16 protein-coding genes are annotated in these 17,712 nt (G+C 64.6%); 8 read left to right on the top strand and 8 right to left on the bottom strand.

Going from position 1 to position 17,712, the window contains the following annotated elements; genetic code table 11:
• Position 1: 1 nt before the first annotated feature.
• Entirely contained in the window at positions 2 to 397 is a 396-nt protein-coding gene (locus tag P2T57_RS00700; RefSeq protein ID WP_276300555.1) for a DUF7522 family protein, read from the bottom strand.
• 111 nt (positions 398 to 508) lie between these two features.
• Here P2T57_RS00700 and P2T57_RS00695 point away from each other — a divergent pair, with 111 nt between their 5' ends.
• On the top strand, positions 509 to 1,615 hold the full coding sequence (locus P2T57_RS00695) for a glycosyltransferase family protein (protein ID WP_276300554.1): 1,107 nt from the start codon (positions 509 to 511) through the stop codon (positions 1,613 to 1,615).
• Positions 1,616 to 1,658: 43 nt separating this feature from the next.
• Here P2T57_RS00695 and P2T57_RS00690 read toward each other — a convergent pair whose 3' ends face one another.
• Positions 1,659 to 2,672 carry a hypothetical protein gene (locus P2T57_RS00690; RefSeq protein ID WP_276300553.1) on the bottom strand — a complete coding sequence of 338 codons (1,014 nt, stop codon included), beginning with the start codon at positions 2,670 to 2,672 and terminating at the stop codon, positions 1,659 to 1,661.
• Positions 2,673 to 3,030: 358 nt separating this feature from the next.
• Here P2T57_RS00690 and P2T57_RS00685 point away from each other — a divergent pair, with 358 nt between their 5' ends.
• The 7 genes from P2T57_RS00685 (at position 3,031) to P2T57_RS00655 (ending at position 9,652) form a co-directional block, all read left to right on the top strand.
• Positions 3,031 to 5,040 carry a PGF-pre-PGF domain-containing protein gene (locus P2T57_RS00685; RefSeq protein WP_276300552.1) on the top strand — a complete coding sequence of 670 codons (2,010 nt, stop codon included), beginning with the start codon at positions 3,031 to 3,033 and terminating at the stop codon, positions 5,038 to 5,040.
• Positions 5,041 to 5,102: 62 nt separating this feature from the next.
• Positions 5,103 to 5,735, top strand: a complete 633-nt coding sequence (locus P2T57_RS00680) for a rubrerythrin family protein (RefSeq protein ID WP_276300551.1) — start codon at positions 5,103 to 5,105, stop codon at positions 5,733 to 5,735.
• 120 nt (positions 5,736 to 5,855) lie between these two features.
• The gene (locus tag P2T57_RS00675; protein WP_276300550.1) at positions 5,856 to 6,533 is read left to right on the top strand and encodes an SCO family protein; all 678 of its coding nucleotides are present in this window, start codon (positions 5,856 to 5,858) and stop codon (positions 6,531 to 6,533) included.
• Positions 6,530 to 7,054, top strand: a complete 525-nt coding sequence (locus P2T57_RS00670; protein ID WP_276300549.1) for a TlpA family protein disulfide reductase — start codon at positions 6,530 to 6,532, stop codon at positions 7,052 to 7,054. The genes P2T57_RS00675 and P2T57_RS00670 overlap by 4 nt, the downstream gene beginning before the upstream one ends.
• Entirely contained in the window at positions 7,055 to 7,711 is a 657-nt protein-coding gene (locus tag P2T57_RS00665; RefSeq protein WP_276300548.1) for a cytochrome c biogenesis CcdA family protein, read from the top strand.
• A gap of 509 nt (positions 7,712 to 8,220) precedes the next feature.
• The gene (gene msrA, locus P2T57_RS00660) at positions 8,221 to 8,763 is read left to right on the top strand and encodes a peptide-methionine (S)-S-oxide reductase MsrA (protein WP_276300547.1); all 543 of its coding nucleotides are present in this window, start codon (positions 8,221 to 8,223) and stop codon (positions 8,761 to 8,763) included.
• 49 nt (positions 8,764 to 8,812) lie between these two features.
• The gene (locus tag P2T57_RS00655; RefSeq protein ID WP_276300546.1) at positions 8,813 to 9,652 is read left to right on the top strand and encodes an ABC transporter permease; all 840 of its coding nucleotides are present in this window, start codon (positions 8,813 to 8,815) and stop codon (positions 9,650 to 9,652) included.
• A 35-nt stretch (positions 9,653 to 9,687) separates the two neighbouring features.
• Here the strand turns inward: P2T57_RS00655 and P2T57_RS00650 are convergent, their stop codons facing one another.
• From P2T57_RS00650 to P2T57_RS00625, 6 genes are all read right to left on the bottom strand, one after another.
• Positions 9,688 to 10,227, bottom strand: coding sequence for a chemotaxis protein CheD (locus P2T57_RS00650; RefSeq protein ID WP_276300545.1), 540 nt, complete (start codon positions 10,225 to 10,227; stop codon positions 9,688 to 9,690).
• Positions 10,224 to 10,907, bottom strand: a complete 684-nt coding sequence (locus P2T57_RS00645) for a chemotaxis protein CheC (protein WP_276300544.1) — start codon at positions 10,905 to 10,907, stop codon at positions 10,224 to 10,226. Before P2T57_RS00645 ends, P2T57_RS00650 begins: the two co-directional genes overlap by 4 nt.
• Positions 10,904 to 11,413, bottom strand: coding sequence for a chemotaxis protein CheW (locus P2T57_RS00640; RefSeq protein ID WP_276300543.1), 510 nt, complete (start codon positions 11,411 to 11,413; stop codon positions 10,904 to 10,906). The genes P2T57_RS00645 and P2T57_RS00640 overlap by 4 nt, the downstream gene beginning before the upstream one ends.
• Before the next feature lies 1 nt (position 11,414).
• Positions 11,415 to 13,205, bottom strand: a complete 1,791-nt coding sequence (locus P2T57_RS00635) for a methyl-accepting chemotaxis protein (protein WP_276300542.1) — start codon at positions 13,203 to 13,205, stop codon at positions 11,415 to 11,417.
• Positions 13,206 to 13,459: 254 nt separating this feature from the next.
• Positions 13,460 to 14,716: a chemotaxis protein CheC gene (locus tag P2T57_RS00630; protein ID WP_276300541.1), complete on the bottom strand. Its 1,257-nt coding sequence runs from the start codon at positions 14,714 to 14,716 to the stop codon at positions 13,460 to 13,462.
• On the bottom strand, positions 14,713 to 17,652 hold the full coding sequence (locus P2T57_RS00625; RefSeq protein ID WP_276300540.1) for an ATP-binding protein: 2,940 nt from the start codon (positions 17,650 to 17,652) through the stop codon (positions 14,713 to 14,715). Before P2T57_RS00625 ends, P2T57_RS00630 begins: the two co-directional genes overlap by 4 nt.
• Positions 17,653 to 17,712 lie beyond the last annotated feature (60 nt).

Raw genomic sequence — 17,712 nt, 5'->3', positions numbered from 1 at the left:
CTCAGAGCATCCGGCGACAGACCGCGACGGCGGGACCCAGCAGGGTGGCGTCGGGGTCTAACCCCACGAAGACGGCCTCGTCGTCGCACCACGCGACCAGATTGATGCCGTCCTCGAACACCCGAATCGTGTGCTGGAGGTCCCCGAGCGCGGGAAACAGGTCCTGTTGTTTGTCCTCGGCGATGCTCTCTAAGACCACCTCGTCGAATATCTCCTCGCGCATCTCGTCGGTGTACTCCTCGGCGATGTCGTCTCGCATGTAGGCGATGTCGTACTCCCGGTCGGAGATACGGCCGACCGCGATGGTTCGGAGGCGCTCGCCGAGTTCGGTCCGGAGGGCCTCACAGAGGTCCGGCCGAGGAGCGTCGGCGGGAATGTCTACAGACTGAGCGTTCATACGTGGCCCCTTGGGGCCGAGGTTCATCAATTTATTCCACGAGTGAAAAAGAGAATGTATCTTCGAGGAGATTCCACCTCCTTTTCAGTCCGCCCTCCTAACCCCCACCCGATGGAGTACGGACAGGAGCGAATCGCCACGCTACACGACCTGACGGGCCGGGTTCCGGACGCGCCGACCGACCGCGCTGGAGTCGTCGTGCCGATGACCGAGCGCGAGTACGCCGGACTGGCCGCCGAGCGGGTCCTCTCGGAGTTGGAGTCGGTCGCGCCAGCGCAGGTGGTCGTCCCCCTTCGGGCACCACCCGAGAAGGTCGGGCCGTTTCTGGACTGGCTCGGGGGGTTCGACCTCCCGCTGTCGGTGGTGTGGTGCAACGGGCCGGGCGTCACCGACCTACTGGCCGACCGCGGCCTGAACGGCGAGGCCGGAAAGGGCCGGGACGTGTGGCTGGCGCTCGGAGTCGCCACCGCCGACAGCGAGTACGTCGCGGTCCACGACGCCGACGCCAAGACCTACGAATCTGCCGACGTGTCTCGACTGCTCTACCCCCTCGCGCAGGGCTACGAGTTCTCGAAGGGCTACTACGCCCGCGTCGAGAACAACAAGCTCTACGGTCGGCTCTGTCGCCTCTTTTACGAACCACTCGTGCGCGCGTTGGCCGACGCCCATCCCGACGCCGCGGTGCTTTCGTATCTGGGTGCCTTCCGGTACGCGCTGGCCGGGGAGTTCGGCGCGACCAGTGACCTCGTGCGCTCGCTCCGGGTCGAGCGCCACTGGGGACTGGAGGTCGGACAACTCGGCGAGGCCTTCGCCCACGCCGGGTTCGAGGACACCGCACAGGTCGATTTGGGCCGGTACGAACACGACCACCGGGCGGTGTCGGGACCGACCGGCCTCTCGGACATGAGCCGTCACGTCGGTCGGGCGCTCCTCCGGGCGGTCGAATCCCACGGCGTGGCCCCAGAGTACGACACCCTGCCCGACCGCTACCGCCGGACTGCGGGGCAGTTCATCGACCAGTACGCCGCCGACGCGGGATTCAACGGCCTCGACTACGAGCGAAGCGAGGAGCGCGAACAAGTCGATGTCTACGCCGAGGCGGTCCGCCCGCCGGGCGAGGACCGCCGACTGCCGGCGTGGCGCGAGACGAATTTGAGTGCTGACGAGGTGCTATCAGCGTCGAAGCGGGATGTCAAGGCGGTTCGCGGCCAAGAATAAGCGATTTAGATAGTAGAAGGGTAGTTTCGAGACTCAATCAAATCTAGAAGAGACTATCGTCGTTTTCTGAATTTGCCTTTTTGTCCCAGTCAGTAGACGATTTGAGAACTAAAGGCTCGGATACCGTTTTTGAGTCAGGGTCTTTATCTTCCGGTGCAGATTCGACGACCTCACTGAAAACATCTGAACTAATATCTACGATATCTTCGGCGGATTCCTCCGTAAACTCGTAGCTTTGGAAGTCGTCAACTGAAACCTTTGGTGGATTTTGAACGAAGGATTTCACATCTGAATGAACACTAGAGAGCTGGGGTTTCTTTCGATACTTGTTGACGTGTTCCACGACCCACTTTGCTTTCTCCGTGCTAACGACATCTTCAAAGAGAGCTTCCCGAAGCTCCCAGTGAACCTCACTCATAAAGAACGCGACGAAGCGATTGCCACCATATCGACCAAGACGGAATAGCGTCCCACTTCGAGCGAAGAAAATCCGATTTGTTCCTTTCCACGCAAGTTTATAAGGGACTCCAACCCACATGAGACCGAATTCCAAACAGAGGCAAGCGATGCTCAGCACGAATTCTATATACTTTGACTTGTTCTCTCTATCAGTAGCATACGCCTTGGCTTTATCAAGGACATTATTGACCGAACCCAGTAGAGGAGCATAGTGAACGACCAAATCTGCTCGCTTTCCGACCGAATTCAGTAAACTCTCGTCAATGATTCCAGCGAGATTATTCTCGTGGAGAACCTCCACAAGTCGGCTGAACGACCGGAGGTCGTTTCGAGCGTCAGATAAGCCACTGATGGCGGCGGCAATATCATCCGAAGAGTATTTTCCGAGTTCGTCAGTTGTATCTCGTTCTAAATTATAAAGGAGCTGTGCGAGTTCCCATGCTACTCTTTGACGGCTCCTTGGGTCGGACAGATACATAATCGATTCGGGAAGTTCACTGACATCAAATCGGTAAACTTCGTCAGAATTTCTTTCTGTAGCAGTTACTGCTGAAGTGCCACTAAGGGAGATGGCGCTTGCTACTCCAAGACTTTTCATGAGCGTGCGTCGGTGAATTTGGTTATATGGCAATTTACTCAAGAAAAGATAGCGCGCCATATATCATTTTTGCCACTAAGTAATTTATAGTATTTTATGATTATCTTATAATTTTATACTATGCCAGTCTATTACTTCTTCCAAGGGTCTTCTGTCCTATTAGTAGATATATTATGTTACTCTTGGTATATTTTATCTACGTTGGATAATTATTTAGTTATTTATTCTAAGAAATTATATTTCCAATAAATGGGCGAATCAACTTATTAGTTAGATACCATTATCCTCTGAATTGTCTGGCCTGGATATGATAAATCGGAACCTTAACACACCGAACGTCTCTACCGTTGGCACGATTATGAGCGAGTCGAAGCTATCGTCGGTACTTCTCGTCGGTCTCTTCGTCTTCTCTCTCCTCGCAGTCGGCGGCGCAGGGACCGCGGCGGCGGGGAATTCTATCGACACGAGCGCCAACGCGCCGCTAGAGGACGGCGGAATCTACTGGCACGGACAGGTCCTCTATAACGACACGGTAGCCAACGCTGGCGAGCGATTACAACTTCACAATGGGTCCTCGGACGCTGTGGTTCGAGACGTTTCGGCGGGCAATTCGGGCCTGTTCACGGTCGATACCGGTGACCTCCGCGGCAAGTACTACCTCCAGAACGAGTCGGACCAGACGGTCGCGCAGTTTCAGGTCGTCGAACAAGAAATCGACTTCCGGTATCAGAACTACTACCGCGTCGATAACGGGACCGCGACGCACGTTCTGCACCTCGAAATAAACTCGAACCGAGGAGGCGGGTACGCCCTCGCACTCGAATCCCCGACGCTCAACCTCACGAAACGAATCGATAGCGCACAGGTCGTCAACGGGACGACCTACGTGTCGAGCGCCGACCTTCCGGCCGAAGTCAACGTCAGCGACCTCGAAGACGGCACGCACCGAATCGACGCGAACGTCTCCGACACGCCCGTTCAGGCCAACAAGACCGTCCGGCCATCGAACTACACCCGCGTCGAGTTCGTCCGGCACCCGCCGACCGAGGAACTCGTTTCGGGGAACGACTACTGGCAGGGGCACACGCTGGCCTACGACCACGAACCCACCGACGAGACGCTCAACGTCTACACCGAGGAGGGCGCCTACGCAAATCAGGTCGCCTCGAACGAGACCGGTTGGTACGTCTTCGATTCCGGCGACTTGGAGGGCGGCTACTACCTCGAAAACGACACCCACCAACTCGCCACCTTCCTCGTGCGGAACCACTGGGTGAACACCTCGTTCGCCGACGCAACCGTGACCGAAGGGACCGGCGAGACGAACCTCTCGGTCACGTCGAACCGGACCGGCTACGACCTGCTCCTCTGGGCCGAGAATCTGAGTCGGGAGACGCTACACGAGGCGGTTCCGTCCTCGACGGTCACGAACGAGGGGGACCTCGTGGTGCAGAACCTCTCGGACGACACGTCGCTTTCGGTCAACTACTCCGCCGTCCCGGCGGGGAACTACACCCTCTACCTCGCGGGCAACGACACCGCCGCGAAGAGTACCGCGACCCTGACCGTGACGGCGGACTCCTCGGGGGGCGACGACGGGAACGATGACGGCGGAGACGACGGTGGTAATGGCGGGTCGGGCAGTAGCGGCGGCGGAGGCGGTGCCGGTGGCGCACCCCCGCCAGCGGTACAGGTCGAGGACGTCGCGTCGGGCGACGACTACCGACGCGCGAAGGTGGCAAACGCCCGCGCCGACAACCCCGCCAGCGTCTCGCTGTCGGGTCTCGGCACCGACCGCGCGTCGTTCGACCGACTCCGAATCACGCCCGAAAGCGAGGAGGCCGAACCTCGCTTCTTCGTGAACGCCTCGACGCTGGACGACCCCGGCGTCGCCGGACCGACCGAGGGCGAGACGCTCGCGTACCTCTCGGTCGAAACGACGTACATCGAGAGTAGCGCCCTCGCGTCCGTCAGAATCACCTTCCGCGTTCCCGCGGCGGGAACCGACCCCGAGGGGGTGACGCTCTATCACCGGGCGAACGGGACGTGGGAACCGCTCTCGACGAGTCTCGTGGACGAGCGCGGCGGTGACTACGTGTTCCGGGCCGAGGCGACTGGCTTCTCGCTGTTCGCGGTCGGCGAGACTGACGTGGCGAGCATCGGGAGTGAGACCGAGACTGCGACGAAGACCCCGACCAGTGGTCCCGCGGAACTGACCGCGACGACAACCGAGGAGTCCGGCAATGCGACCACGGCGGCGACCGAGGAGACGACCCAATCGTCGGGACCGGTCGGCCACGACGCCGCCAGCGTGCTGGTTCCGCTGGTCGCGTTGTTCGTCGCGCTCGGCCACCGAACCCGGAACTGACGACCGGGAGTCGTCTGCTGGCCTCGCAAACGTTCAAATCGAATGGTACCGTATCCGGATGTATGGACGCCGACACCTTCCGCGAGCGCGTCGAGACGGCCAAGGCCACCGAACTCGACCGACTCGGTTCTCAACAGGCGCTCGTCGCGCTCACCGACGCGCAACTCGACCGCGAGAGGGTCCTCCGGGCGGTTGCCCAGAGCGAACACGTCGCCCGCGAGACGTTCGCCGGGTGGGCCGAGGACGAAGACGACCCCGACGCCAGCGAGGCCTTCGCGGACCTCGCCGAGCGAGAGCGCGACCACTACGAGCGCGTCGTGGCCGAGTTGGACGGCGAGTTCGAACCGACCGACGCGGTGGACTCGATGCACGACCACCTCCGAGGACTCGACGACGCCGTGGCGCGGTCGGCGGGCCTCGTCGGGCGCTCGCTGGCCAGCGACAAGACCCAACTGCAGGTGGTGAACTTCTTCGTCAACGAGGCCGACGAGCGCCGGGCGGACCTGTTCCGGGACCTGCGGGCCGACACGCAGGACGAGGCCGACGAAGGCGTGCGACTCTTGGCCGAGACCTGCGAGGGCGACGACGACTGGGAGCGAGCGCGGGACGTTGCGGTCGAAACCGTCCAAATCGCCTACGAGGACTACGCAGAGACGCTGGACGGGATGGGTCTCGACCCGAAGCCGATTTGCTGACCGCCGGTCGCTTGCTGAGTGTCGGTCGCTCGTTGACCGCCGGTCGTGGGACGGAGTGACGACCGGAATTTCGAGAATCGCACCAGACCACCTTTAGGCCGCCGGTGGCGAGATGCAGGTATGAACCGCCGCGACTATCTTCGGACCGCAACTGCGGTCGGCCTCGCGGGTAGCGTCGCCGGGTGTACCGGATTTCTCGGGTCGGACGGGAACCCGAACGTGACGCTCCCCCGACCCGACCGCGAGAACGACGTGGACAGCGAGACGCTCCCCTACCCGGCGTGGGGCCAGCGAGTGCCCGACGTGTCGCTCCCCGCACCGCTGGACGACCGGACGGTCGAACTCCGGAGCGTCGGCAAACCGATGGTGCTGACCTTCTTCTACAGCCATTGCCAGACGGTGTGTCCGGTCCTCGTCTCCGCCGTGCGGAACGTCCACACCCACTCGCTGAATCAGGGTTACGCCGACGAGGTGGCCTTCTTCCCGACGACGTTCGACCCCGAGCGCGACGACGCCGAGCGACTCCGGACCTACGCCGAGGAGATGAACGTGGACGTAGACGCCGGCAACTGGCAGTTCCTGCGGCCCGAGTCGAAAGACCGGGCGAAGGCCGTGGTCCAAGACGAGTTCGGCGTCGCCTTCGAGCGCACTCACCCCGACGAGATGGAGAAGTACATGTTCACCCACAGCGCGCTCACCTTCCTCGTGAACGCCGAGGGCTACGTCGAGCGCGCCTATCGCTCGAAGTCGCCGGACGCGAAACAGATACGGTCGGACCTCGAAACGGTTCGGTCATGAATAGGCGCAGGCTCCTCGTCGCGCTCGGCGGCCTCGGCCTGACCGGGACCAGCGCGTGGGTCCTCGGCGACGGCCTCGGGTCGGACTCCTCGGAGGCGCTCCCGATGCCGGTCGAGACGTTCGACGCGCCGGGGTCGGTCGCGGGGGAGATGCAGGTTCCGGCCGCCGGGACCGTGACCGTCGTGGACCTCTTTGCGACGTGGTGCAGTCCGTGCAAGGAACAGATGGACGCGCTCGGCGCGGTCCGCCGCGAGTACGGCGACGAGGTGGCGATGATTTCGGTCACGAACGAGCGCCTCGGCGGCGGCCTCTCGAAGGGCGACATCCGCGACTGGTGGCGCGACAACGACGGCGCGTGGACGCTCGGCCACGACCCGGACAGCGAACTCATGTCGGCGCTCGGCGCGGGCGGTATCCCCCACATCGCCGTCTTCGACGCCGAAGGCGAGGTCGCGTGGGCCGAGACCGGCGTCACCGACGCCGAGACGCTCCGGAAACGGGTCGAGGAGGCGCTGGCGTAGATGGCGGCCTCGGAGTTCGCCGGCGCGCTCGCGTTCGCCGTCAGTACCGGCGTGACGACGTTCTTCGCGCCCTGCGCCTTTCCGCTTCTGCCGGGCTACGTGGGCTACTACGTCGAGCAGGGCGACGATTCGTCGGGCCTCGTCTCGGCGGGCGCGGCCGCGGTCGGCGCGCTGGTCGCGCTGGGTGCCGTCGCCGTCCTCGCGTTCGGCGTCGGCCAGACCGTCACGTCCGCGCTCCCGCTCCTCGAACCCGTGGTTGGCGTTGGACTGGTGGCGTTCGGCGCGCTGACGCTGACCGGGCGCGTGCCGAACCTCTCGGTCGCGCTCCCCGAGCGCCCCCAGTCGGTCCTCGGCTTCGGCGCGTTCGGCGCAGTCTACGCCCTCGCCGCCGCGGGGTGCGTCGCCCCGCTGTTCCTCGGCGTCGTGACGCAGGCGCTGGCGTTCTCTCCGGCCCGAGGAGTCGCGGTCGTCGCCGTCTATGCCGGGAGCGTGGCCGCGCCGCTGGTCGGCGTAACCCTGCTGACCAGCGCGGGCGTCGAGACGTGGCGCGGCCTCGGGCGCTACTCCGGCGCGCTGGAGCGCGGGGCGGCGGTCGTGATGATTCTTGCCGGTCTGGGACAGCTCTACCTCTCTATCGTGGTTCTTGACGTTCTGTAAGCGGGTTTCGGTCGGCTGATTTTCGGGGATTTTCCTCGAAGTTACGGAGTCAGTCCGGCGCGCGGGGCGCGCACAGAACTGTGCGCGTCCTCGTGCGAGGGACGAACGACCGCGCTCTGCGCGGGAGTGAGGAGGCTGGGGAGGTTCGAGGCTCGCGCTCGGTGGCGCAGGCTATCAGGATACGCTCGGTCGAATCTGTACGGGCTGGCCCAATATAACTAATTATTTTCTAAAGCATTTATTATATTTGTTTACAATGTCTATAGAATCCTTAACTAGCAGGCACTCGGTCGGTCAACCGCCGAGACGCGCTCGACTGACCACTCAACCACGGGTGGATGAAGGGGACGCCCGGTTGCGGGCTTCAGAAGTCTTCATTACTGTCTCCTCTGCTGTCGTTCTCGAACCGATTCTGCCCATCAAACACTCCGGTCCAACATCAACCAAGAAAATAACACCTCCTAGCCGCTTCCCGCAAACCTAACCGTCCGCGACTCCTACACCCGCCCATGACAGCGACCGAAACCGCCACCCTCGGCGGCGGGTGCTTCTGGTGTACCGAAGCGGCGTTCAAGGAACTCGACGGCGTGGAATCGGTCACGTCGGGCTACGCCGGCGGCGACACCGAGGACCCGACCTACGAGGAGGTCTGCTCGGGCGACACGGGCCACGCCGAAGTCGTGCAGGTCGAGTACGACACCGAGAAACTCAGCTACGAGGACGTGCTGAAGGTGTTCTTCACGGTCCACGACCCGACCCAGTTGAACCGACAGGGACCGGACGTGGGGACCCAGTATCGGTCCATCGTCCTCTACCACGACGACGACCAGAAGGAAATCGTCCAGCGATTCCTCCGGGAGTTGGACGCCGAAGGGGCCTACGACGGCGACGAAATCGTGACCGAGGTCGAACCGCTGGAGGAGTTCTACGAGGCCGAGGAGTACCATCAGGACTACTACGAGAAGAATCCCAACGACCAGTACTGCTCGATTCAGGCCGAACCGAAGGTCCAGAAGGTGCGCGAGAAGTTCGGCGAGAAGGTCACGCAGTAGCACACAACACCCTCCCAAAAGCCATGTAGGTGTCTGATTAAAATCCTACATGGGCTTCATCGCGGTCGTCAAGAAGGATTTCCGGGACTCCATCCGGTCGTTCTCGCTGGTCTCGACCACGCTGTTGTTCGTCGTCTTCGCCACCGGTCTGGCCGCGATACAGTGGGTGCCCGTGATGTACCGGGACAGCGCCGTCGAGACCAGCACGCTGGCGTTGCTCAACAGCATGCGCCAACCGACCGTGTTCCTGATTCCGCTCATCGGTCTGCTCCTCGCCTACGACACCATCGCCGGGGAGCGCGAGAGCGGCAGTCTCCGACTCGCGCTGTCGCTCCCGAACTCGCGGGCAGAGGTCGTCTTCGGGAAGTTCGTCGGCCGGACCGGCGTCATCGCCGTCTCGATTCTGGTCGGTTACGCCGTCGCGGGAATCGTCGCGCTGGCGACCTACGAGTCGTTCGACGTCGCCGTCTTCGTCCTCTACACCCTTCTCACGATACTCTACGGCGCGGTCTACGTCGGCCTCGCCACGGGCTTTTCGGCGGGGATGCAGTCGAGACGCCGGGCGTTCGCCGGTGCTGGCGGACTCTACTTCCTGTTCATACTGGGATGGGACGTTCTGCTCCTCCTGCTCCAGTTGGCGATTTACGGCCAAGACATCCCCGAGACGGGCCTCCCCGACTGGTTCAAGTTCCTCGGATTGGTGAACCCCTCGACGGCGTTCATGCACGCCGTGCGGGTCGTTATCCCGGAGTACGGCGAACTCACGTTCTACCCGGAGGGGAGCGCCATCTACCTACAGGATTGGGTCGGATTCGTGATTCTGGCCTTCTGGGGTGTCATCCCCCTCGCGCTGGGATACCTCCGGTTCGAGCGCGCGGACCTCGACTGACGGGAAAATAACGCGTCAGTCTGAGGTCTGCCTGCTCAGTCAAGGTCCGCGTCGTCGCCTGCTCGCAGAATCGTCGGTTCCGGGTCGTAAGCCGTCACGACCTGCAATTCGCCAGTTTCGGTGTCGAACTCTACTGTCCGGCCTCTGCTCCCGCCCACGTCCTCGCCTTCGATTGGCACGTCCAAGTCTGCGAACTCCTCGCGGGCGGTGGCGACGTTGTTGTCGCTGACCTCGCGCGGGAGTTGCTGGAGGTCCAGCAGGTCGCTCCCGCCGACGACGTACCCCTCCAGTCCGGCGTAACTCGCGCCCGCCGAGACGGCTTCGCGGAGCATCGTCTCGACGGCGGCGTCCACGTACTTGCCCTCGCTGGTGCCGTCGCCCTCGGACTGGCGCGGGAGCATCGAGTGGGCCAGTCCGCCGACGCCGTTCTCGGGGTCGTAGATAGCGAGGCCGACGCAGGCCCCGAGACCGTAAGCGACCAGCGTCTCGCCCTCGGAAACCACCTCGTACTCCGAGACGCCGACGAAGCGCCGGTTGCGGTCGGGTTCGTCGGGACCGCCCTCGTAGGTCTTCATTCTATCACGTCGAGACCCACCGCCGAGATTTTGGTGACGAACTCCTCCTTGCCGGGGAACATGTAGATGGTCGCGTCGATGCCGTGCTGGGGAATCCGCAGTCTCGACCGGATGAACAGGCCGACCTCGTACTGCTTGAGGATTCGCGCGACCAGCGTTCGCTCGGGGTCTTGGACCGCGACCGGCGACCCGGTGTCGATGGTGGTCTCGAACAGCGTGGCCCACTCGTCCACGAACCCGTTTGCCATCATGTTGCAGAGTTCGGTCAGGGCGTCCCGGCCCATCTCGGTCGAGACAGATGAGAGGTCCTCGACGGCGCGCTGGAGCATCAGCGCCGCGGCCTTGTTCGCGCTGTCCATCGGGAAGGTGACCAGCACGTTGCCGACCAAGGGTTTACTCAGGAGGACCCTCGCCCCGGCGCGCTGGTCGGTGTGGAACTGCGAATCGAGGGTCTGGGTGTCTGCGTAGCCGATTTTGACCTGCTCGGTCGTGACCGTCAGGTCGTCGTCCACCACGTCGTTGATGCGCGATTCGACGCCCGAGATGGCGGTGTCGCCCAACCAGTTCAGCACCGCCAGCGTTTCGAGGGGGACGGTGAGTCGGTCGTCGGCGGGAGGAGTCCCATTCTCGCTGTCTCGCTCGGCCGAGTCCTGCCCGGCCGAATCGTTCTCGGGCGTCACGATTGCCCCCTCGCCTCGCGGACGATTGCGTCGAGGTCGAACACCCCGATTGGCTGGCCCGCTCGGTCCGGGTCCTCGACCACGGCGCGGAACCACCGCGGACCGACCGGGAGCGACCAGTCCTCGACCGCACCCGGAGGAGCCACCGTCTCGACGTTGTGGGCCTCGATGCCGACTACCTCGTCCACCAGCAGGCCGGTCGGCCGGGCGTCGTCGCGGTCCAGCAGGAGGAGAGTCGGCTCTGCGGCCACTGGGCGCTCGGGGAGTTCCAACAGCGCCCGGCCTTCGACCACGACCGGAATCTCGCTCCCGAGATTCGTCACCCCTGCGATGGTCCGGCCGGTCTGGGGCACCTCGGTCACGTCCGGGTCGGCCAGAATCTGCTCGACGCGGCCGAGTTCGAGGGCGTAGCTCTCGTTGCCGAGGTTGAAGTTCACGAACTCGACCCACTCGCGCCGGTCGCCGGGGGCCTGTATCGTCCCGGCGTTCGACAGGTCGCCGCTCATCTCAGGCCTCCTCGCCGCCGGCGGATTCGGTGCGGTCGCTCGGGTCGTCGCCGACCGTCTCGTCGGGGCCGTCGCCGACTCGCTCCTCGGCGGTCACTTCCCCGCCGTCGGGTTCCGGCACCTCGGCGGGCGTCGGGTCCTCGTCCGCGGTGGCGTCCGGTTCTACGGCGTCGTCTTCGGTTTCGGGTTCCGGGTCGTCGGAAACCGGGTCATCAGCAATCGGGTCCTCGGCAATCGATTCGACCGCCTCGGAATCCGCCGGCGACTCCTCGGGTTCGTCGGACTCCGAGGGTTCGCCCGTGGCATCGACCTCGAAATCGGCGCTGGCGACTTCGTAGTCGTCGTCCAGCGATTCCAGCGCGTTGCCGAGGCGGGTCGCCTGCTCGGCGAGGCCGGCCGCGGTGTCCGAGACTGCCGAGAGCGCGGTCGTTTGGGCGTCTGCCGAGGACGCGACGGTTTCGGCCTCGTCGCGGATGCCCTCACTGACTTCGGCGGCGTCCTCGACCATTTCGAGGGCCTCCTCGGTCGAGTCGGCCTGCTCGCGGGTCGCGTCGCTGATTTCCTGCACGCCGGCGTTGGTCTCTCGGGCGTAGTCAGCGATGTCCGCGAGCGCCTCGGCCGCGTTCTCGACCGAATCGGTCTGCTGGGCGATGCGGGCGCTGGTGTCCCGAACCTCGTCCACCGTGCGGTCGGTCTGCCTGCGGATGCGGGTCAGTCGCTCCTCGATGTCGGCGGCGGCCTCCTTGGTGCGCTCGGCGAGTTCCTTGATTTCGTTCGCCACGGCCGCGAAGCCAGCGCCCTGCTCGCCGGCCCGAGAGGCCTCGATGTGGGCGTTCAGCGCGAGCATGTTGGTCTGCTCGGCGATTTCGCCGATGAAGTCGATGAGTTCGTCCACCTGCTGGACCTCCGATTCCAGACTCTCGATGGCCTCGACGGTCTCCTCGGACTCGTTCTCGATGTCGTTCATGCCCGAGACGGCGCGGTCGGCGGCCTCGCGGCCTTCTCTGCCGGTCTCGACGGTCTGCTCGGCGATAGTCGCCACCTCGTCGGTGGACTCGGCGACCGCTTGGACCGCGGTGGCGAGGCGGTTCATCTGGTCGGTCGCGGACTGCAAGTCGTCGGTCTGGGTCCCGGCCTCCGCGGAGATGTCTTCGACCGACGAGACCACCCCGTCACTCCCCTCCGCGACTTCGGCGGCGTCGAACGCGACTTCTTGGCCGTGGGTGACCACCTCGTCGGCGAGGCGCGTCAGGTCCGCGACCGACTCCTCGAACGTCGAGAGGGTCGCGTTGAACTCGGTAGCGAGTTCGGCCATGGCCTCGTTGTCGGCGGGGTTCATTCGGGCGTCGAGGGTGCCCTCGGCGGTTTCGGCCGCGACCCCAGCATACTCTCGGGCGGTCGCTTCGAGGGAGTCGGCGCGCTCGTCCGCCGTGCGGCGCGCTCGATGCTCCTCGACCAGCGTCTCGTGGGTGTCGGCCATCGAGTCGGCGACCCGACCAGCGCAATCGACGCGGGCGGTGTCGAAGGCGGGGTCCTCGCCGTCGGCACGCCGGTCTGCGCTGGCGACCAGTCGGTCGAGCGATTTGGCGGTGCGCCACGACGAGAGGGTGGCGACGAACCCGGCCACGAGCGCCCCGCCGAACGCCGCTGTGGCGACCGTGCGGTCGAATCGCCCGGTCGCGTACACTCCTCCTGCTGTGACCGCCCCCACGACGACCATCGTCAGACCCACCTTGAGCGGATGGCTTCGCCTGAGGAAAGTAGGGACGAACGCGCGCGGAAAGTTGGACATTGAGAGAACCCATTCGGCATGGCGTAATAAATCTTCACGCAACATGACCAAATAGTTATAAAACGTAACGGATACAAAATCAAGGCTCGCTGTGGGCTTTTACAATCGACGGACGATGCGGGAGTAGGGGCAGTGATGGCGAGCGGTGACGGTGAGCGATGTGAACAGTGGCCGTGAGCGATGACAGCGAGCCGAGGAGACCTAATTCATGATTTAAGCCATGATATTATTTTCTTAGAATATAATTTGATTGCTCACAGTGTGTCCCAGTAGTCCAAGTCCACGTCCTGCTCGGAGAGGTCGGTCGAGGCCTCGGGTTGGGTGACGGCGACCCGCGACATGTCGAACGCGCCGAGGGCCTGTCGGAGGTCCTCCTCGTCGGGGATGACGTAGATGTCCAAATCGACCTCGGTATCGACGGCCTCGATTCGGGTGTCGAAGACGAAGGCGAACTCCTGCGAATCGCCCAATCCGACGACGAGGGGGTCAACCACCGCCGCACCCATGTCGTGAGCGTAGGCCGGCGTCGAGTGGTCGATGCTGGTGTCGAGCAGGTTGGCCCACCCGTCGAGCATCCCGCTGGCCATCACGTTCGAGAGTTCCTGAATCGCGTCACGCTCGAACTCGCCGAGGCTCCGGGCCGTCTCGGTTTCGAGGCTCCGACTCACGAGTCGGCGGGCCGAGTCGGCGTCGAACAGGAACAGCAGGTAGCCACTCGGCATCCCGGCGAAACTGAACGCCACGCCGACCATCGGTTCGGGGGAGACTTCGCTCGGAATCGCGTCGAGCGAGATGAAGTTGATGCGCCGGATGTCAACGTCCATCTCGATGCCGGTCATCTGGGTCAGGTTGTCGGCGACCTGCGTGGCACCGCGCTGGGCGATGCGGTCGAACCCGACCAGTTTCTCGAACTCGATGGCGCGGTCCTCCGACCGGGCCTGAAACAGGCGCTGGACCGTCTCGGAGTCGGGAACGAGGTAGTGGCGGAAGGTTAGCTCCTCGCCCACTGCTTCGAGGTTGTTCCGGAACAGGACCGCGAGTTCGTCCTCGTCCGGCGTCAGTTCGGTCCCCGCCAGAAACTCGTCGGGCCGGTCGGCGCTGACGTAGGTCGGGGCCGACACGTCGATGTTCGTGTCCAGCACGTTGGCCCACCCGTCCACGAACCCGTTGTTCATGATTTGGGCGATTTCGGTGACCGTGCTCTCTTGAAGCGTCCCCGCCGTGACCGTCGGAATGCCGTCGATGACCGCGGTGGCGATGGTCTCGGCGCTCTCGGCGTCGAACAGCAGAAGCGAGGTCCCGCCGAACCCGTCCGAGAGTTCGACCCGGATGCCGACCCACTCGGTGCCCGAGAGGTCCCGCGCGATGGCGGCGTCTCGGGTGAAGTTGAGGTGGGTCACGTCCACTCGGGCCGGGATGTCGGTCATCGAACTCAACCGATTCGCGGCCAGTCCGGCCCCCTCGCGGGCCATCTCGTAGAACGTCCCGAGGGTGTCCACGTCGAGTTTCATAGCGACTCCGTGTCGAGGACGTTCACGGCCCGTCCGTCGCCGAGCGTGGTCGCGCCGCTGACGCCGGGCACGTCTCTGAGCAGGTCGCCGTAGGGTCGGACCACGACCTCTTGGGAGGCGACCACTCGGTCACACCGGACCGCGCGCCGACCGGTCTCGGCCCGAATCCAGACGATTTGGTCGTCCGGAGCGCCGGGGGCCTCTTTCCCGTTCGCTTGCGACAACTCCAGCGCCTCCCGGAGGTCAACGTGGGGATAGGCGTCCTCGGCCTCGACGCCCTCGGGCAGTCCGCCCACGAGGTCCAAGTCCGAGCGCCGGACCACCTCACGACCGTCTACGGTCTCGACCGGCGGCGTGGGGGTTATCTGCTCGACCGCAGTCATCGGGATGCCGAAGGTCCGGCCCTCGACTTCCACGAACAGGACTTCGGTCAGCGCGATGGAGACCGGGACCGTGAGTCGAACCGTGGTTCCCGCGCCGAGTTCGCTCTCGACCGTCACGGTGCCGTTGAGGTCCGCGACGGTCCGGTTCACCACGTCCATGCCGACGCCCCGACCGCTCACGTCGGTCACTTCGTCGGTGGTGGTGAATCCGGGTTCGAACAGGAGGTCGTAGGTCTCTGAGTCGGAGAGTCGGTCGGCCTCGGCGGGCGAGACGACGCCGCGCTCGACGGCCTGCTCGCGGACTGCTTCGGGGTCTACTCCTCGGCCGTCGTCCGAGAGTTCGATGACCACCTCGTCGCCGACGCGCTCGGCCGAGATTTCGACGGTCCCCTCGCGGGGTTTACCGGCTTTCTCGCGCTCGTCGGGCGGTTCGATGCCGTGGTCCACGGCGTTTCGCGCGAGGTGAACCAGCGGGTCCCGCAGGCGGTCGATGATGGACCGGTCGAGTTCCACGTCGGCGTCGTCCACCGCGACCGAGACCGCTTTGTCCTGCGCTCGGGCCACGTCCCGGACGGTCCGGGGAATCGTCTCGATGGCGGTTTCGAGCGCCATCAGTCGCACGTCCATCACGGTCCGGCGGTAGTCGGTCACGATTCGCAGGAGGTTCGAGACCTCCTCGCGAATCGCCTCGTCGGTTTCGGGAGTGACTGCCTCGTCCAGCCGGAGGTGGGACAGCGATAGCTCCTCGGCGACGTCGAGGAGTCTGTCGGCCGTGTCCACGTCCACGGTCATGGCCTGCAGGCGGTCGAACTCGCCGGTCTCGCCGGGCGCGGCGGCGTCGGCGGTCGGGAACTGGTCGGCGTCGAGACTGCTCTCCTCGATGGTCGAGACCGCGGACCGGAAGACCGCGCCCTCGTCGTCGTCGCCGGTCGGTGCCTCGCCGAGGAGGTCGCCGAATCGGGATTCGAAGGCCTCCATCTCCTCGTCTACCGACACGTCCATGCCGGTCTCGGCTTCCCCGGAGAGGTCGTCGCCCATCCCGTCGAAGTCGCCCGAGAGGTCCACGCCGAGGTCCTCGTCTGGCATCGAGTCGGAGTCCGGCACCGCGTCGGTGAGCGAATCGGCGTCCGGCAGGGGGTCGGTGTCCGGAAGCGAGTCGGCGTCGGGTACGTCGTCCGAGACGGATTCGGTCCCGGTCGAACTATCGTCCGGGTCCGCAGTCTCGGGTGGGGTGTCGTCCTCGGGTTCGCCGAAGACGAACGTGCCGGTCTCCTCGTCGCTTGCCTCGTCCGGGTCGTCCGGTGTCGCGCCGTCCTCGACCGATTCGTCGCCCCCGACCGAATCGCCGTCCGCGAGGCCGAGCGGGTCGTCTGCCGCGACCGACTCCGACGAATCGGCGTCGTCGGAATCGGTCTCGTCGTCCGGCTCCGAGACAATTCCAGCACCACCCGAAACATCTATAGAAGTGTCTTCCGAAGTTGTCGAGTTATCTGAAACGATTGTCGAGTTGGCCGAATCGGTCTCGTCGTCTGTTGACTCACCGGCGACCTCTAACTCTTCCGCGGACTCGTCGGCCGACACTTCCGCGTCGGCCTCTACTGCCTCTGCTGACTCGTCGGCCGCCGGTTCGCCGGCGGCCTCTACTGCCTCTGCTGACTCGTCGGCCGCCGGTTCGCCGGCGGCCTCTACTGCCTCTGCTGACTCGTCGGCCGCCGGTTCGCCGGCGGCCTCCTCGTCGGGTTCCAACTCGATTAACTCCTCGATAGTATAGGTGTCCTCGTCGTCGAACTCGCCGAACTCCACCGAGTCGATGTCGTCCTGAAGCGCGTCGATGCTCTCGTCGCCGGACTCGATTTCGGCCTTGGTCCGCTCGAAGAACGAGGACGGTTCGTCGGGCGTCGCGGCCTCCTGCGGTTCGTCGCGCTGGTCGTCCGCCGACTCGTCCTCGCCTGCGTCCTCGCCGAGCATACCCCACCCGTCTAACTCCTCGTCGTCGCCCTCCGGGTCGTCCATTCCGTCGAGGAGCGAGTCGAGGTCGTCGAACTCCGAACTCTCCTCCAAGGCTTCGACTACATCGTCGCTCAGGTCGGCGTCGGCGGGGTCCCAGTCGTCGCCCGAGTCGGCCGATTCCGACCGAGCGGAATCGGCAGGCGGAGCGGTGTCGGCGGACGATTCGGCGCGCGCTCGGTCCAGCGTCTCGCGGAGCGATTCGCCGGCCTCCTCGGGGTCGCCGTCCACGCCGCTTCCGACCGCGGCGTCCCGGACCGTCGCCTCCAGCAGGTCCACCGTCTCCAGCGCCGCGTCTACCAGCTCCGGCGTCGGTTCGACCTCGCCGCCCCGAATCGCGTCCAGCACGTCTTCGAGGACGTGAGCGAGGTCCCCGGCCTCGCCGAGGCCGTGGGTCCGACACGACCCCTTGAGCGAGTGGGCGACTCGGAATAACTCGGCGACAGAGGCCTCCTCGTCGTCGCGTTCGAGTGCCAGCAGGCCGTCGCCCAAGGTTCGAATCTGGGACTTGGCCTCCCGAAAGAAGGCGTCGTCAGTCGGGTCCATACCGGCACCCCCGCGACGTGACTCGCCGCTGGCGGTCGCTCACGCCGGGAGTCGGTCGCT

Source organism: Halorussus lipolyticus, from assembly GCF_029338375.1.
In the GTDB taxonomy this organism is placed as follows: Archaea; Halobacteriota; Halobacteria; order Halobacteriales; family Haladaptataceae; genus Halorussus; species Halorussus lipolyticus.
This window is presented reverse-complemented; position numbering and strand designations above follow the sequence as displayed.

Coding starts and splice junctions, on each gene's coding strand:
- P2T57_RS00700 (WP_276300555.1), bottom strand. CDS start 397: ATGAACGCTCAGTCTGTAGACATTCCCGCCGACGCTCCTCGGCCGGAC.
- P2T57_RS00695 (WP_276300554.1), top strand. CDS start 509: ATGGAGTACGGACAGGAGCGAATCGCCACGCTACACGACCTGACGGGC.
- P2T57_RS00690 (WP_276300553.1), bottom strand. CDS start 2,672: ATGAAAAGTCTTGGAGTAGCAAGCGCCATCTCCCTTAGTGGCACTTCA.
- P2T57_RS00685 (WP_276300552.1), top strand. CDS start 3,031: ATGAGCGAGTCGAAGCTATCGTCGGTACTTCTCGTCGGTCTCTTCGTC.
- P2T57_RS00680 (WP_276300551.1), top strand. CDS start 5,103: ATGGACGCCGACACCTTCCGCGAGCGCGTCGAGACGGCCAAGGCCACC.
- P2T57_RS00675 (WP_276300550.1), top strand. CDS start 5,856: ATGAACCGCCGCGACTATCTTCGGACCGCAACTGCGGTCGGCCTCGCG.
- P2T57_RS00670 (WP_276300549.1), top strand. CDS start 6,530: ATGAATAGGCGCAGGCTCCTCGTCGCGCTCGGCGGCCTCGGCCTGACC.
- P2T57_RS00665 (WP_276300548.1), top strand. CDS start 7,055: ATGGCGGCCTCGGAGTTCGCCGGCGCGCTCGCGTTCGCCGTCAGTACC.
- msrA (WP_276300547.1), top strand. CDS start 8,221: ATGACAGCGACCGAAACCGCCACCCTCGGCGGCGGGTGCTTCTGGTGT.
- P2T57_RS00655 (WP_276300546.1), top strand. CDS start 8,813: ATGGGCTTCATCGCGGTCGTCAAGAAGGATTTCCGGGACTCCATCCGG.
- P2T57_RS00650 (WP_276300545.1), bottom strand. CDS start 10,227: ATGAAGACCTACGAGGGCGGTCCCGACGAACCCGACCGCAACCGGCGC.
- P2T57_RS00640 (WP_276300543.1), bottom strand. CDS start 11,413: ATGAGCGGCGACCTGTCGAACGCCGGGACGATACAGGCCCCCGGCGAC.
- P2T57_RS00635 (WP_276300542.1), bottom strand. CDS start 13,205: ATGTCCAACTTTCCGCGCGCGTTCGTCCCTACTTTCCTCAGGCGAAGC.
- P2T57_RS00630 (WP_276300541.1), bottom strand. CDS start 14,716: ATGAAACTCGACGTGGACACCCTCGGGACGTTCTACGAGATGGCCCGC.
- P2T57_RS00625 (WP_276300540.1), bottom strand. CDS start 17,652: ATGGACCCGACTGACGACGCCTTCTTTCGGGAGGCCAAGTCCCAGATT.